This is a genomic window from Bosea sp. Tri-49, from assembly GCF_003952665.1.
In the GTDB taxonomy this organism is placed as follows: Bacteria; Pseudomonadota; Alphaproteobacteria; order Rhizobiales; family Beijerinckiaceae; genus Allobosea.
The window spans coordinates 4272583-4288115 of sequence record NZ_CP017946.1 but is presented as its reverse complement, the minus strand read 5'-3'; the positions used below and the strand labels follow the sequence as shown (position 1 = coordinate 4288115).

Sequence of the window (15533 nt, the reverse complement as noted above, 5' to 3'; positions counted from 1 at the left end):
TCGCTCGCCACTCTCCAGGCAGCCGGCGCGTCCTGCGCCAGCTTCATGGCGCGCATTCGCCGCGGTGTACCGACTTGTGCATCGCGGCGGAGGCGCTATCTCTCGGGCCGGCCGTCAGGGCCAGCCGCCAGCAACCCGCCTTGCTCGCCGCATTCTGCGTGCGAGCACAACCCGACAAGAGTGCTGATGTCGTTTGGCCCGCACGAGCCAGGGATGCCGCTGCGCAAGCGCAGCCGCTGGTGGTGGCTCGGCCCGCTCGCCAGTTCGGTGATCTTCATCGCCTCGCTGGTCGTGCTCTACTACATCGTTCGCGAGATCGAGCCCGGCGAGCTTGCCCGTGCCTTCGCCAATGCCAGCCAGCGCCAGCTCCTGCTCGCGCTCGGCTTCACCGCGCTGAGCTATCTGCTGCTCACTGGCTATGACGCGGTGGCTCTGCGCCGGCTCGGCCTGTCGATTCCCTATCGGACGACGGCGCTCGCCTCCTTCACCAGCTATTCCGTCGCCTTTACGCTCGGCTTCCCGATCGTGACCGGCGGCACGGTGCGCTACTGGATCTATTCGGCCAAGGGCGTGCGCGCTTCGGAGGTCGCGAGCCTGACCGTGATCGCCGGCCTCACCTTCTGGCTCGGTCTCGGCATGATCCTCTGCGCCAGCCTGTTCTACGCCACGGATTCGGTGGCCCAGCTGGCGCGCACCTCGCCTCTGGTGGTCCAGGCAGTCGGTGGTGCGGTCACGCTCGGAACGCTCGGCTACCTCTTCTGGATCGCGACCGGCGAGCGCACCTTGCGGGTCAGCGGCTGGAACCTGCCGCTGCCGGGCCTGGGCGTCACGCTGGCGCAGATGCTGCTCGGCGCCGCCGAGGTCTGCGCTGCCGCCGCCGTGCTCTACGTGCTGCTGCCGGGCGGCCACGACCTGCCCTATGAGAGCTTCCTGGCGGCTTACATCTTCGCCTGCCTGATCGGCATCGCCAGCCATGCGCCGGGCGGGCTCGGGGTCTTCGAGGCGACCATGCTGATCGCGCTCAGCCGCCTGCCCTTCGAGCAGGTGCTCGGCGCGCTGCTGCTCTTCCGGATCATCTACTACATCCTGCCCTTCATCCTGGCGCTGGTGCTGCTGGCGCTGAACGAGATGTTCCGGCGCATCAGGCGGCACGAGCGCTAAGTCTTAAAGTCTCAGCTCTCGCCGCCGTTGCTCAGATATTCCTCGGCCGTCAGCACGATCCTGTGGTCGATCTCGCCGATCGCCTCCTCGTCCTTGCCCTTGTAGGGCACGGCGTGGAGCACATGGCGGATCGCGTTCAGGCGCGTGCGGAACTTGTCGTTGGCGCGCAGCACCGTCCAGGGGGCCTGATCGGTCGAGGTCTTGTCGAGCAAGCCGTCGAAGGCGTCGGAATAGGCGTCGAAGCGCGGGATCGCCTCGAAATCGATCGATGACAGCTTCCAGCGCTTGAGCGGATCGTGCCAGCGCGCGTGCAGCCGGCTCATCTGCATCTCGCGACCGATGGTCAGGAACAGCTTGACCAGCCTGATGCCGTCGCGAGCCAGCATGCCCTCGAAGACCGGAGCTTCGCGCAGGAAGCTCTCCGACTGCTCTTGCGTGCTGAAGCCCATGACGAGCTCGACGCCGGCCCGGTTGTACCAGGAGCGGTCGAAGAACACGATCTCGCCGGCCGCCGGCATCTCTGCCGCATAGCGCTGGAAATACCACTGCCCCTTCTCGGTGTCGGATGGCTTCGACAGGGCGACGACCCGCGCCTGGCGCGGATTGAGATGCTGGGTGAAGCGCGTGATCGCGCCGCCCTTGCCGGCACCGTCGCGCCCCTCGAAGACGATGACCAGCCGCTCGCCCTTCTCGCGCACCCAGCCGAGCAGCTTCTGCAGCTCGATCTGGAGCGGCTCGAGCTCCTTCTCGTAGAGCTTGCGCTTGTATTTCCGGTGATAGGGGTATCCGCCGCTGGCGAAGGCCTTGTCGTCGATCTCCTTGGGCAGGGCTTCCGCTTCGATGTCGAAATCGAGCTCGTTATGCTTTGCCTTACCGTGCTTGCCTGCCTTCATGCCATTCGAAGCCTTCTTCGCCATCGCGATTGTCTCCTGCGCTGGCTCGCAAGCTAGAGTGCGCGGTGCAGGAAGGGAATTGCGCCCTGGTGCCACTCCGGCCTAAGAGGCCTCGCCGCAGACCACGCCTCGAAAGGCAGGAACCGCATGCACGCTTTGGTCGACCCAAAGGCGCCGGTCACCGCCGCGCTGATCGAGGCCATCGGCGTCCCCGCCGTGCTGCTCGACCCGCAGGGCGTGATCCAGGCACTCAGCCCGACAGCGCCGGCCCTGATCGCGGCACTCGCCAAGGGCAAGCCGCTCGCCTTGGTGATGCGCGATCCTGATCTGATCGATGCGATCGAGCAGGTCTCGCGCCATGGCGGCCGCCGTGCCATCGAGCTGATCGAGCGCGTGCCGGTCGAGCGCACCTTCCGCATCCATATCGCCGCGCTCGCCGGCAGCGGTTGGCGCCGGGCGGTGCTATTGACCTTCGAGGACCTCAGCGAGCAGCGCATGACCGAGCGCATGCGCGTCGACTTCGTCGCCAATGCCAGCCATGAATTGCGCACGCCGCTCGCCTCCGTGCTCGGCTTCATCGAGACCCTGCAGGGGCCGGCGCGCAACGACGCCGCAGCGCGCGACCGGTTCCTCGCGATCATGCGCGAGCAGGGCCTGCGCATGGCCCGCCTGGTCGATGACCTGCTCTCGCTCTCGCGCATCGAACTGCGCGCCCATCTCGCGCCGGAGGCGCCGGTCGATCTTGCCGGCATCGCCCGCGAGATCCTGGACTCGCTCGTGCTGATGGCGCGCGAGCGCGAGGTGACGCTGAAGCTCGACGTGCCGCAGCGGCCTGTCACCGTCGCGGGCGACCGCGACGAATTGCTGCGGCTGATCGAGAACCTGGTCGAGAACGCGATCAAATACGGCCAGCGCGGCGGCGAGGTCGACATCATCGTTGGAGTTTCCGACGGCGAGGTCAGCCTCAGCGTGCGTGACGACGGGCCCGGCATTGCCCCGGAGCACCTGCCCCGTCTGACCGAGCGCTTCTATCGTGTAGACACGGCCGCCAGCCGCGAGGCCGGCGGCACGGGCCTCGGGCTCGCCATCGTCAAGCACATCGTCCTGCGCCATCGCGGCCGCCTGACCATCGAGAGCGTCGTCGGCCAGGGCGCGACCTTCCGGGCGATCCTGCCGCGCCTGCCCGACGCGGTCCGTTAACGATTTGTGACGAAGGCGGGTCCGCTTTCATGACTGTCTGTCATGCAGCTGTCATATAGCCGGTGTTCTAGCAGGGCCGCTGCTCTTGCGACCCAGAGAGGACATCTCATGCGCAAAATTCTCATTCTCGCGGCCGCTGCCGTCGGCCTGTCGGGCGTTGCCCAGGCTGCCGACATCACCGGCGCCGGCGCGACCTTCCCCTTCCCGATCTACTCCAAATGGGCCGAGGCCTATAAGAAGGAGACCAATATCGGGCTCAACTACCAGTCGATCGGCTCGGGTGGCGGCATCCGCCAGATCAAGGCGAAGACCGTCGCCTTCGGCGCCACCGACGCCCCGCTCAAGGGCGAGGAGCTCACCAAGGAAGGCCTGATCCAGTTCCCGACCGTGATGGGCGGCGTCGTCCCGGCGATCAACATCGCTGGCGTCGAGGCCGGCAAGCTGAAGCTGACCGGCCCGGTCCTAGCCGCGATCTATCTCGGCGACATCAAGAAGTGGAACGATCCAAAGATCGCCGCCCTCAATGCCGGCGTCACCCTGCCGGATGCCAACATCAACCCGGTCTACCGTTCGGACGGCTCGGGCACGACCTTCGTGTTCACCGACTACCTCTCGAAGGTTTCGCCCGACTGGAAGTCGAAGCTCGGCACCAACACCGCCGTGCAGTGGCCGGTCGGCATCGGTGGCAAGGGCAATGAGGGCGTCTCGGCCTCGGTCAAGCAGGTCGCCAACTCGATCGGCTATGTCGAGTACGCCTACGCCAAGCAGAACAAGCTCTCCTTCGCCCTGATCCAGAACGCCGACGGCAACTTCCCGGCCCCGGACGACAAGGCCTTCCAGGCCGCTGCCGCCAACGCCAACTGGAACGAGGCTCCCGGCTTCGGCATCTCGCTGAACAACCAGAAGGGCGCCGAGGCCTGGCCGATCACCGCCGCGACCTTCCTGCTGATCCATGCCAAGCCGGAGAAGCCGGAAGAGACCCAGGCCGCGCTGAAGTTCGTCGACTGGGCCTTCAAGAACGGCGACAAGCTCGCCCTCGACCTCGACTACGTGCCGCTGCCGGCGGGCGTCAAGGACCAGGTGCGCAACGCCTGGAAGGGCGCCACCGACCCGGCGGGCAAGCCGATCTTCTGATCGCTCCCGCGCACGAAAACGGAACGGGGGCCGGCCACGGCCCCCGCTTCGCGACGACAAGAGCCTCGTTTCGCCCCGATAGTCGCCTTTCGAGACCGGAGTAACCACGGATGGTTGCCGTGACCGATCAGTTCGCCGCGCCGAGTGCGCCGGTGCGCAAGACCCCCAAGGGGACCTTCGATCTCATCTTCCGCAATGCCAGCTTCCTGGCGGCCCTGTTCGTGCTGGTGCTGCTCGCCGGCATCATGGTCTCGATGGTGATCGGCGGCTGGCCCGCCTTCAGCAAATTCGGCTTCGGCTTCCTGACCTCCAGCGTCTGGGATACGCAGAACGACCAGTATGGCGCCTGGCCGGCGATTGTAGGCACGCTCTCCACCGCCCTGATCGCCCTCGTTATCGGCGTGCCGCTCTCGCTCGGCATCGCCGTCTTCCTGACCCAGCTCGCGCCGCCCTGGTTCAAGCAGCCGGTCTCGACCGCGATCGAGCTGCTCGCCGCCGTGCCCTCGATCATCTACGGCATGTGGGGGCTGTTCGTCTTCGCGCCGCTCTTTGCCGCCTATGTCCAGATCCCGCTCTCGAACATCGTCGAGGGTATGCCGGTCGTCGGGACGATCCTCTATTCGCGCTCACCTTCGGGACTCGGAATCCTGACCGCCGGCATCATCCTGGCGTTCATGATCATCCCGTTCATCGCCTCGATCACCCGCGACATGCTCGATCAGATCCCGTCGGTGCTGCGCGAGAGCGCCTATGGCATCGGGGCGACGACCTGGGAGGTCGTGCGCCATGTGCTGGTGCCGCAGGCCGGTGTCTCGATCATCGGCGCGATCATGCTCGGCCTTGGCCGCGCGCTCGGCGAGACGATGGCGGTGACCTTCGTCGTCGGCAACGCCAACCGGCTTTCCGGCTCGATCATGGACCCCGGCTCGACCATCGCCTCGCGCATCGCCAACGAATTCAACGAGGCGCTCGGCCTGCAGCTCAATTCACTGATCGCGCTTGGCTGCATCCTGTTCTTCGTCACCTTCGTCGTCCTCGTCATCGCGCGCATCCTCGTCTCGCGCGTCAAGTCGTTCTGAGCGGGAGCCGATCATGAGCCTGACGACCCCCTCCACCGTCCGCCCGTTGCCCGAGGTCACCTGGGGCCGCGTTCGCCAGTCGCGTCGCACCGCCGACCGGCTGATGAAGGTCACGGCCACGACCTTCACCCTGCTCGCCATCTTCGTGCTGTTCTGGATCCTCGGCATGCTGGTCGTGAAGGGCCTTGGCGGGCTCTCCGCCGCGACCTTCACGCAGATCACGCCGGGGCCGGGCACGGAGGGCGGCGGCCTTGCCAACGCCATCGTCGGCTCGGTCGTGCTGACCTTCCTCGGCATCGTCGTTGCGACGCCGATCGGCGTGCTCGCCGGCACCTATCTCGCCGAATACGGCAAGGGCTCGAAGCTCGCCGACCTGATCCGCTTCATCAACGACATCCTGCTCTCGGCGCCCTCGATTCTGATCGGCCTGTTCGTCTACGTCATCATGGTCGAGCCGTTCCGCGGCTATTCCGGCTGGGCCGGCGGCGTCGCGCTCGGCATCATCGCGATCCCGGTGATCGTGCGCACCACCGAGGACATGCTGCGCCTCGTGCCCGGCCCGCTCCGCGAGGCCGGCTCGGCGCTCGGCGCCCCGCCTTCCGTGGTCATCACCTCGATCACCTGGCGGGCGGCGAAGTCCGGCATGGTCACCGGCATCCTGCTGGCGCTCGCCCGCATCGCCGGCGAGACCGCGCCGCTGATCTTCACCGCGCTGAACAACAATTTCTGGTTCTCGCCGAACCTGCTCGGCGGCGTCTCCAACCTGCCGGTGACGATCTACCAGTTCGCCTCTGCCCCTTACGAGAACTGGCAGCAGCTCGCCTGGGCGGGGTCGCTGATCATCACCGTCTCAATCCTCGTGCTTTCCATCATCGCCCGGCGCATCGTGCGCGGCGGCAAGTAATCAGCGTCCGATCGGAAGGACCATGCAGATGCTCTCGACCCTGGAACTGAGCCCGCAAACGCTGGACGCCGACGCTCCCGTCCGCATCGCCGTCAAAAACCTCGATTTCTACTACGGCGAGCACAAGGCGCTGAAGAACATCAACCTCGACTTCCGTGACCGCCACGTCACGGCGCTGATCGGCCCCTCGGGCTGCGGCAAGTCGACCCTGCTGCGCATCTTCAACCGCATCTATTCGCTCTATCCCGAGCAGCGCGCCACCGGCGAGATCATCCTCGACGGCCGCAACGTCATCTCGAACGATATCGACGTGAACGAGCTGCGTTCGCGCATCGGCATGGTCTTCCAGAAGCCGACGCCGTTCCCGATGTCGATCTACGACAATGTCGCCTTCGGCATCCGCCTCTACGAGAAGCCGCCGAAGTCGGAGCTCGACGACCGCGTCGAGGGCGCGCTGCGGCGCGCCGCCCTCTGGGACGAGGTCAAGGACAAGCTGAAGAGCTCCGGCATGGGTCTGTCCGGCGGCCAGCAGCAGCGCCTCTGCATCGCACGCACCATCGCGCAGAAGCCCGAGGTCATCCTGTTCGACGAGCCGACCTCGGCGCTCGACCCGATCTCGACCGGCAAGATCGAGGATCTGCTCGAGCAGCTCAAGACGGACTTCACCATCGTCATCGTCACCCACAACATGCAGCAGGCGGCCCGCATCTCGCAGTACACCGCCTTCATGTATCTGGGAGAGGTGATCGAGTTCGACGCCACCAACACCATCTTCATGAACCCGCACAAGAAGCAGACGCAGGACTACGTCACCGGCCGTTTCGGCTGAAGTTCTGAAGCGTCGGCCAGCCCCGAAGGATACGCCCCGATGTCCGACCATATCGTCCGCTCCTACGATGCCGATCTCGAGGGCCTGCGCCGCAGCCTCGCCGAGATGGGCGGCATGTCCGAGCGTATGCTCGGCGACTCGACCGTGGCGCTGGTGCGCCGCGACACCGCGCTCGCCCAGAAGATCATCAGCGCCGACCAGCGCCTCGACAATCTCCAGCGCGAGGTCGAGGAGAAGGCGGTGCTGACCATCGCCCGGCGCCAGCCGCTCGCCAACGACCTGCGCGAGCTGATCTCCGCGATCCGCATCGCCGCCGATATCGAGCGCGTCGGCGACCTCGCCAAGAACATCGCCAAGCGCGCCGTCGCGATCTCCGGCCAGTTCTCGCCGCCGCATCGTGCCGTGGTAGGCCTCGAGCATATGAGCCGCCTGGTCCAGGCTCAGCTCAAGGACGTGCTCGATGCCTACGCCGCCAGCAACGAGCAGAAGGCGATGGAGGTCTGGCGCCGCGACGACGAGATCGACGCGCTCTACACCTCGCTGTTCCGCGAGCTCCTGACCTACATGATGGAGGATCCGCGCAACATCACCTTCTGCACGCACCTCCTCTTCTGCGCCAAGAATGTCGAGCGCATCGGCGACCACACCACCAACATCGCCGAGACCATCCATTACCTCGTCACCGGTCAGTCAATCGACGAGACCCGGCCCAAGCTCGACACCACCAACATCCTCGTCGACCTGCCGGCAGCCAATGGCTGACCGGCGGACGTTTTGAACGGACGCTGACATGCCTGCACGCATCCTGATCGTCGAGGACGAGGAGCCGCTGACCCTGCTGCTGCGCTATAATCTCGAGGCCGAGGGCTTCGAGGTCGACAGCGTGGCGCGCGGCGACGATGCCGAGCTGCATCTGCGTGACCACACGCCGGATCTCGTCCTGCTCGACTGGATGCTGCCCGGTCTCTCCGGCATCGAGCTCTGCCGGCGCCTGCGCACAAGGCGCGATACCGAGCGCGTGCCGATCATCATGCTGACCGCCCGCGGCGAAGAGACCGAGCGTGTGCGCGGCCTTGCCACCGGCGCCGACGACTATGTCGTCAAGCCGTTCTCGCTGCCCGAGCTGATCGCCCGCATCCAGGCGCTGCTGCGCCGTGCCAAGCCCGGCCATGTCGCCGGATTGCTCGCGGCCGGTGATCTCGAGCTCGACCGCACGACGCGACGCGTCCGACGCTCCGGCATGGAACTGCATCTCGGCCCGACCGAGTTCCGCCTGCTCGAATTCCTGATGCAGGCGCCGGGCCGGGTCTATTCCCGCGCGCAACTGCTCGACGCTGTCTGGGGTCGCGACGTCTATATCGACGAGCGCACCGTCGACGTCCATGTCGGGCGCCTGCGCAAGGCGATCACGCCGGCCAACGCCAAGGATCCTCTGCGCACCGTGCGCGGCGCCGGCTATGCCTTCGACGAGACCTTTGCGCGCGGCTGATGGTTCTGGTCAGCGCGGCGCGGCGATGATGACAGCCGCACCGGCGAGGCAAAGTGCGGCGCCGGCGAGATCGTAGCGGTCCGGCGCGATCTTCTCGACCAGCGCCATCCACGCCAGCACGCAACGATGTAGATGCCGCCATAGGCGGCGTATGCGCGGCCGGCCGCGGGACTATCGACCAGCGTCAGCAGCCAGCCGAAGGCTGCGAGCGCCACCAGACCGGCTTGTCCAGCTTCAGCCAGGCCCAGAAGGCGAAGCAGCCGGCGATCTCGGCCAACGCCGCGCCTGCATAGATTGCGATCATAGCCAATACGTGCCCGGCCCTAAGGCTGCGGTGAGCCGGGCGAAGACAGGGCGGTAAGCCTCGGACGCCAGCGGTGTCAGCGATGGGGCCTCGCCGAACGTGAACCAGCGGATCTCGCTGTGTTCGTCATTACTGATCGTGGGATCGCCGCCCGCCCATTTGCTCACTGTGAACAGATGCCAGAGCGCGGGGGTGACGCCGTCCGTCTCCGTCGTCTCGATGGCCTCGAAGCGGCGGAAATCTGTCGGAGTGATGCCGGTCTCCTCCTGGAGCTCGCGGATAAGGGCGGACTCGGCGGTCTCGCCCGCCTCAAGGTGGCCGCCGATCGTGTCCCAGCAGGATGGGCGGTTCCGGCGATGCGGCGACCTCAGTCCCAGCAGGAGCCGCCCATCCCTGATCGGTAGGGCACAAGCATACTCAATCGGGCGAGGTCTGGGGGCGTTCATGCATGCCTCCTGCATCGAGCCGGGCTATCGACAAAAAAGCCGGCCTTTCGGCCGGCTTTTCGCATTCTGGAAGTCTCGCGTCGCTCGCTCAGGCGCGAATGATCTTGCGGTCGCGGCGGCGGTCGGCGGCCGGCTGGTAGGCGATGCGGGCATGATACGCGCAATAGGGCATTCCGGTCGCCGAGCGTCCGCCGCAGAAGCGGAACTCCGGCGTGGTCGGGTCGCCCATCGGCCAGCGGCACATATACTCGCGCAGCTCCATGATCGTGACCCGCTCGGAGAACGGCACGACCACGTCCTCGGACGGAGCCGGCTCGCGCGCGACCTGCGTCTCGGCCTCGATCTCCGGCGCGAACTGGGGAGCGAGCGCGGTATTGCCGCGGGTCAGCCCGGCGCTGCCGCTGCTGTGATGGCCGGCCGGATGGCTCGGCGGGCGAGCCACCGGCTTGCGCGGGCGAGGCGTGGCTGAACCCGGGCTCTTGGCGCGGCCTGACAGCCCAAGGCGATGCACCTTGCCGATGACGGCGTTGCGCGTGACGTTGCCGAGCTCGGCGGCGATCTGGCTCGCGCTCAGGCCGTCGTTCCAGAGCTTCTTCAGCAGTTCGACGCGTTCCTCGATCCAGGCTCCGGCTTCGGTCATGGAGTTGCACCTGTCTTCGTCATGTCCCGCCGGCTGGCCGGCGAGGCATAGGGAAAGATCATGGCGGAATCCGATACCGGCAGCGTCCGTCGCTGAACGGAAGCCGTTACGCCCGGAACTGACGATACTGGAGACGCCGCACGAGATGTCGTATCTGACGAGAGAGACCATACAAGATGGCCTGACTCGGCCACAAGAGTCGCCGAATCCTAATTCGGCTTTTCCCCAGCCAATCACTGCAGAGAGCTGCCCAGTGAGTCCAATTGGCAACGCTGCCGCGAGGTCAGCTGCGATTGACAGGGCAAGGACGGTTTTGCATAGTTGCTTCACGCAGCCGCCCCTATCGGGCGGCGCTTATGTTTTTGAGCGATCGGGACTTTCCATCGATGCGGCTTGACGCGCGACGAGACGGCGGGAACGGCCAGCGACGATAATGTCGCCGGCGGGTCGTATCATGCCGGCATCATGCCGCAAGCGCCCTGCATCTCCGTTCCCGACTTGAGGTTCCGCGCTTCCTCCCTGTTTCGCCGCAAGGATTTCGCTCCATGAGCACCGCTCCTGTTTCTGCCGCTTCCTCCGTTCTCCTGCCGACCTATGCCCGCGCTCCGATCGCTCTCGAGCGTGGCGAGGGTCCCTGGGCGATCACCGCCGATGGCCAGCGTTTTCTCGATTTCGGTGCCGGCATCGCCGTCAATTCGCTTGGCCACGCCCATCCGCATCTGGTCGAGGCGTTGACCCAGCAGGCTCAGCGCATCTGGCACACCTCGAACCTCTACACGATGCCCGAGGGCGAGAAGCTGGCGCGCCGGCTCTGCGAGGCGACCTTCGCCGAGCGCGTCTTCTTCACCAATTCGGGGGCCGAGGCGAACGAGTGCGCGATCAAGATGGCGCGCAAGTATCACGCTGCGAAGGGCCATCCCGAGCGCTACCGCATCATCACATTTGAAGGCGCCTTCCATGGCCGCACGCTCGCGACCATCGCGGCCGGCGGCCAGCAGAAATACATCGACGGCTTCGGCCCGAAGGTCGACGGCTTCGACCAGGTGCCCTTCGACGATGAGAAGGTGCTGAAGGCCGCGATCGGCCCGGAGACCGCGGCCCTGATGATCGAGCCGATCCAGGGCGAGGGCGGCCTGCGCTCGGTGCCGATGCGTGTCCTCAAGCAGCTGCGCGAGCTCTGCGACGAGCATGGTCTGATGCTGATCTTCGACGAGATCCAGACCGGTGTCGGCCGCACCGGCAAGTTCTTCGCTTATGAGCATTACGGTGTCGCCCCCGACATCATGTCGATCGCCAAGGGCATCGGCGGCGGCTTCCCGATGGGCGCCTGCCTCGCCACCGAGGAGGCGGCCTCCGGCATGACGCTCGGCACGCACGGCACCACCTTCGGCGGCAACCCGCTCGCCATGGCGGTCGGCAATGCCGTGCTCGACGTCATCCTGGCGCCGGGCTTCCTCGATCAGGTCCAGAAGACGGCGCTGCGCCTGCGCCAGTCGCTGGCCCAGCTCAAGGACCATCACCCCGCCGTGATCGAGGAGATCCGCGGCGAGGGACTGATGCTCGGCCTCAAGCTCAAGACCCCGAACACCGATTTCGTCGCCCAGGCCCGGGCCGCCGGCCTGCTCGTGGTCGCAGCCGGCGACAATGTCGTGCGCCTGCTGCCGCCGCTGATCATCGGCGAGAACGAAGTGGCCGAGGCGGTGGCACGGTTGGACAAGACTGCGGGCGCGGTCGAGGCCGAGCTCGCCCGGCCGGCGGCGGAATGAGCATGGGATCTCCAGTGCGTCACTTTCTCGATCTCTCGGATTTCTCCGCCGGGGAGCTCCGCTCCATCCTCAAGGCCGGCGAGGAGATCAAGACCCGCCGGCGCACCCCGGCGGCTGCCGGCGACCGCCTGCTCGAGGGCAAGGTCATCGCCATGATCTTCGAGCAGCCATCGCTGCGGACCCGCGTCTCCTTCGATGTCGGCATCCGCGAGCTCGGCGGCTCGCCGATGATGGTGACCGGCCAGGAGATCGAGCTCGGCGAGCGCGAGACCATTGCCGACACGGCGCGCGTGCTCTCGCGCTATGTCGACGCGATCATGATCCGCATGCTTGACCATGATGCCGTGGTCGAGATGGCGAAATACGCCACCGTGCCGGTGATCAACGGCCTGACCAAACGCCAGCATCCCTGCCAGGTCATGGCCGATGTCATGACCTTCGAGGAGCGCAAGGGCTCGATCAAGGGCAGGCGCATTGCCTGGACCGGTGACACCAACAACGTCCTGACCTCCTGGGTCCATGCCGCCGGCCGGCTCGATTTCGAGCTCGCCATCGCGACGCCCGAGGAGCTTGCGCCGCCGCCGGCCCTGCTCGACTGGGCCCGCAAGCAGGGCGCGAAGCTGCAACTGACCACCCGCCCCGAGGCGGCGGTCGAGGGCGCCGACTGCGTCATCACCGATTGCTGGGTCTCGATGGGCGACCAGGAAGGCACGCGCCACAACCTGCTGCGTCCCTATCAGGTCGACGAGCGCCTGCTCGGCCGCGCCGAAAAGGATGCGATCTTCATGCACTGCCTGCCGGCTTCGCGTGGCGAGGAAGTAACCGATCAGGTCATGGATGGCCCGCAATCGGCGGTATTCGACGAGGCTGAGAACCGGCTGCATGCCCAGAAGGGCATCCTGGCCTGGTGCTTCGGCGCGGTGGCGGCCTGATGGCCGAAGCCTCGCCAACGGGCGCACCCGATGACCGGGTGCTGCCCTTCGCCGTGCCGGAGCTCGATGTGCGCGGCCGGGTCGTCAGGCTCGGCCCCTCGCTCGACCAGGTCCTCGAACGGCACCACTACCCCGAGCCCGTCGCGCGCGTCCTCGCCGAGGCCGCGGCGCTGACCGTCATGCTCGGCACCACGCTGAAGGGCGAAGGCCGTTTCCAGCTGCAGACCAAGAGCGACGGGCCGATCTCGATGCTGGTCGTCGATTTCAATGCGCCCGACTGCTACCGGGCCATGGCCCGCTACGATGCCGACCAACTGGCGGCGGCGATCGACGCGAACGCGATCTCGACCGGCGAATTGCTCGGCAAGGGGCATCTTGCCATGACCGTCGACCAAGGTACGGAGGCGACGCGCTATCAGGGCGTGGTCGCGCTCGACGGACAGAGCCTGGAAGAGGCCGGCCACCAGTATTTCCGCCAGTCGGAGCAGATTCCGAGCCGCATCCGCCTCGGTGTCGGCACGGTCCTGACCGGCAGCGGTCTCGCCTGGCGCGCCGGCGGTCTGATCGTCCAGTTCATGCCGAACTCGCCGGAGCGCCTGCGCGCCGCCGATCTCCATCCCGGCGATGCGCCGGAAGGGCACGAGATCCTCGCCGCCGACAATGATGACGGCATCAGCGACGACGCCTGGGCCGAGACACGCTCGCTGGTCGGGACGGTCGAGCATCACGAATTGCTCGACCCGCTTCTGGAGAGCGAGCGCCTGCTCTACCGGCTCTTCCATGAGCGCGGCGCCCATGTCTTCGAGCCGGTCGCGGTGCACGAGGCCTGCCGCTGCTCGCGCGAGCGCGTGCTCGGCATGCTCAAGGGCTTCTCGGCCGATGATCGCAAGGCAATGATCGCCGATGACGGCACGCTCGGCGTCACCTGCGAGTTCTGCTCGCGCCGCTACAGCTTCGACCCGGCCGAGGTCGAGGTGGAGATTTCGGCTGGAGATTAGGGCGCGAGGAACCCCTCTCCTGGAAGGAGAGGGGCAGGGGTGAGGTGTTCGGACTGGAAACGCTGGCTTGAACCCGGCTGCGCGGTCAGGCCTCTCGCAACTGGTCAAACAGCCTACACCTCACCCTGCCCTCTCCTTACAGGAGAGGGTTCCCCACGCTTTTCCGTTGAACGGCGCAATCTATGCCCGGCACTCCGCCAGCAGCCGGCGCATGAAGGCCTCGCCCGCGGCGAACTGCTCCAGGGTGATGTACTCGTCCGGCTGATGCGCCTGGTCGATCGAGCCCGGGCCGCAGACGATCGTCGGCAGTCCCGCGCGCTGGAAATGCCCGGCCTCGGTGGCGTAGGCGACGGCGATGGTGCGGTTGCGCCCAGCAAGCCGCATCACCAGGGTCTCGGCCTCGGAGCCCGGATCGGGCGCCAGGCCCGGCACGTCCGAGCTCATCACCGTCTCGATCGCCGCCGACGGCGCGGTCTTGCGCATCCGTGCCAGCACCTCCTGCGACAATGCAGCGAAACGAGCCGGCACCGCCTCGGGGTCCGAGCCCGGCAGGGTGCGAACCTCCCAGGCGAGATCGCAGCGATCGGCCAGGATGTTGCGGGCGATGCCGCCATGGAACTTGCCGATATGGACGGTGTCGTAGGGTGGATCGAAGCGGCCGCTTTCGTCGATGCGGCCCTCGCGCTCATCGGCCATGGCGACGAGGCCGGCGGCGAGCCGGGTGCCGGCATGGACCGCGCTGGCGCCGAGATGCGGCTTCGAGGAATGCGCGGCGAAGCCGGTGATCGCGGTGAAGAAGGTGCGGATGCCCTTATGCGCGTCGGCGAGTTCGAGCGAGGTCGGCTCGCCGACGATGACGGCGCGCGGCCGCGGCAGGCTCTTGCCCATGGCGGCGATGCCATCGACGACGCCGAGGCAGGTTACCTCTTCATCATAGGAGAAGAACAGGTGGATCGGTGTCTTGAGGTCGGCGGCGAGGAAATCCGGCACGAGCGCCAGCGCGAGCGCGACGAAGCCCTTCATGTCGACCGAGCCGCGGCCATAGGCCCGGCCGTCCTCGACATGCAGCGTGAACGGATCGCGCGACCAGGCCTGGCCCTCGACCGGTACGACATCGGTATGGCCGGAGAGGACGATGCCGCCCTTGTCCTGCGGGCCGATCGTGGCGAAGAGCGCGGCCTTGTCGCCGGTCTCGTTCGGGAAGCGCACGCAGGGCACGCCCCAGCCCGTGAGATAGTCCTCGACGAAGGCGATCAGCTCGAGATTGGATTTGTGGCTCACCGTGTCGAAGGCGACGAGGCGGGCGAGCATGTCGAGCGGCTGGTAGCGCTGCCCGGTCGGGGTCGTGGTGTTCAATGCAGGACCTTCTTCACATAGGGCGAGTCGAGCGGGAAAAGCGGCACCTCGACATCGAAGATCACGCCGTCCTCGCCGAGCATGGCGTAGAAGCCGCGCATGCTGCCATCGGGGGTCATCAGCGGGCAGCCGGAGGTATAGCTGAAGCGCTCGCCCGGTTGCAGCACCGGCTGCTGGCCGATCACGCCGTCGCCGCGGACCTCGTGCATCTCGCCGCGCCCGTCGGTGATGAACCAGTGGCGCGTCATCAATTGCACGGTGCGCGGCGAGAAATTCTCGATCTCGATCGTGTAGGCCCAGAAATAGCGGCTCTGATTGGGCGTGGACTCGCTGTCCATGAACTTGGGCGAGGCGGTAACGCGCACGCCATGCGTTTCGGCTTGGTACATGATCGCGGCTCCG

General features: G+C 66.7%; 16 protein-coding genes and 1 pseudogene. 11 read left to right on the top strand and 6 right to left on the bottom strand.

From position 1 onward, the window contains the following. The first annotated feature begins 213 nt into the window (after nt 1-213). Nucleotides 214-1161: a lysylphosphatidylglycerol synthase domain-containing protein gene (locus BLM15_RS20730; protein ID WP_164547596.1), complete on the top strand. Its 948-nt coding sequence runs from the start codon at nt 214-216 to the stop codon at nt 1159-1161. 11 nt (nt 1162-1172) lie between these two features. Here the strand turns inward: BLM15_RS20730 and ppk2 are convergent, their stop codons facing one another. Next, nucleotides 1173-2084 carry a polyphosphate kinase 2 gene (gene ppk2 / locus BLM15_RS20725; protein WP_442859467.1) on the bottom strand — a complete coding sequence of 304 codons (912 nt, stop codon included), beginning with the start codon at nt 2082-2084 and terminating at the stop codon, nt 1173-1175. A 117-nt stretch (nt 2085-2201) separates the two neighbouring features. Here ppk2 and BLM15_RS20720 point away from each other — a divergent pair, with 117 nt between their 5' ends. The 7 genes from BLM15_RS20720 (at nt 2202) to phoB (ending at nt 8689) form a co-directional block, all read left to right on the top strand. Further along, a complete protein-coding gene (locus BLM15_RS20720; RefSeq protein WP_126114532.1) occupies nt 2202-3254 on the top strand; it encodes an ATP-binding protein in 1053 nt (350 codons plus the stop codon). 108 nt (nt 3255-3362) lie between these two features. Further along, a complete protein-coding gene (gene pstS / locus BLM15_RS20715; protein ID WP_126114531.1) occupies nt 3363-4388 on the top strand; it encodes a phosphate ABC transporter substrate-binding protein PstS in 1026 nt (341 codons plus the stop codon). A 110-nt stretch (nt 4389-4498) separates the two neighbouring features. Then, nucleotides 4499-5467, top strand: coding sequence for a phosphate ABC transporter permease subunit PstC (gene pstC / locus BLM15_RS20710; RefSeq protein WP_126114530.1), 969 nt, complete (start codon nt 4499-4501; stop codon nt 5465-5467). Nucleotides 5468-5480: 13 nt separating this feature from the next. Then, entirely contained in the window at nt 5481-6371 is an 891-nt protein-coding gene (pstA, locus tag BLM15_RS20705) for a phosphate ABC transporter permease PstA (RefSeq protein ID WP_126114529.1), read from the top strand. A gap of 22 nt (nt 6372-6393) precedes the next feature. Next, on the top strand, nt 6394-7200 hold the full coding sequence (pstB, locus tag BLM15_RS20700; RefSeq protein WP_442859385.1) for a phosphate ABC transporter ATP-binding protein PstB: 807 nt from the start codon (nt 6394-6396) through the stop codon (nt 7198-7200). A gap of 39 nt (nt 7201-7239) precedes the next feature. Further along, nucleotides 7240-7962: a phosphate signaling complex protein PhoU gene (gene phoU, locus BLM15_RS20695; RefSeq protein ID WP_126114527.1), complete on the top strand. Its 723-nt coding sequence runs from the start codon at nt 7240-7242 to the stop codon at nt 7960-7962. A 28-nt stretch (nt 7963-7990) separates the two neighbouring features. Beyond that, on the top strand, nt 7991-8689 hold the full coding sequence (gene phoB / locus BLM15_RS20690) for a phosphate regulon transcriptional regulator PhoB (RefSeq protein ID WP_126114526.1): 699 nt from the start codon (nt 7991-7993) through the stop codon (nt 8687-8689). A gap of 9 nt (nt 8690-8698) precedes the next feature. On the opposite strand, the pseudogene BLM15_RS20685 reads toward phoB, so the two are convergent. From BLM15_RS20685 to BLM15_RS20675, 3 genes and pseudogenes are all read right to left on the bottom strand, one after another. Continuing rightward, a pseudogene (locus tag BLM15_RS20685) lies at nt 8699-8993 on the bottom strand (YnfA family protein). Further along, complete coding sequence (locus BLM15_RS20680) at nt 8990-9439, bottom strand: NUDIX hydrolase (RefSeq protein ID WP_126114525.1); 450 nt, start codon at nt 9437-9439, stop codon at nt 8990-8992. Before BLM15_RS20680 ends, BLM15_RS20685 begins: the two are co-directional and overlap by 4 nt. Before the next feature lie 88 nt (nt 9440-9527). Further along, entirely contained in the window at nt 9528-10079 is a 552-nt protein-coding gene (locus tag BLM15_RS20675) for a GcrA family cell cycle regulator (protein ID WP_126114524.1), read from the bottom strand. A 545-nt stretch (nt 10080-10624) separates the two neighbouring features. Between BLM15_RS20675 and BLM15_RS20670 the strand changes: the two genes are divergently transcribed. The 3 genes from BLM15_RS20670 to BLM15_RS20660 are packed head-to-tail and all read left to right on the top strand — an operon-like array spanning nt 10625 to nt 13775. Further along, nucleotides 10625-11845, top strand: a complete 1221-nt coding sequence (locus tag BLM15_RS20670) for an aspartate aminotransferase family protein (protein WP_126114523.1) — start codon at nt 10625-10627, stop codon at nt 11843-11845. A gap of 2 nt (nt 11846-11847) precedes the next feature. Next, entirely contained in the window at nt 11848-12777 is a 930-nt protein-coding gene (gene argF / locus BLM15_RS20665) for an ornithine carbamoyltransferase (protein ID WP_126114522.1), read from the top strand. Then, complete coding sequence (locus BLM15_RS20660) at nt 12774-13775, top strand: Hsp33 family molecular chaperone (protein ID WP_442859466.1); 1002 nt, start codon at nt 12774-12776, stop codon at nt 13773-13775. Before argF ends, BLM15_RS20660 begins: the two co-directional genes overlap by 4 nt. A 180-nt stretch (nt 13776-13955) precedes the next feature. On the opposite strand, the gene argE is transcribed toward BLM15_RS20660, so the two are convergent. Beyond that, on the bottom strand, nt 13956-15086 hold the full coding sequence (argE, locus tag BLM15_RS20655; protein WP_126116274.1) for an acetylornithine deacetylase: 1131 nt from the start codon (nt 15084-15086) through the stop codon (nt 13956-13958). A 41-nt stretch (nt 15087-15127) separates the two neighbouring features. Beyond that, nucleotides 15128-15520, bottom strand: a complete 393-nt coding sequence (gene apaG / locus BLM15_RS20650; protein WP_126114520.1) for a Co2+/Mg2+ efflux protein ApaG — start codon at nt 15518-15520, stop codon at nt 15128-15130. Between the last annotated feature and the right edge of the window lie 13 nt (nt 15521-15533).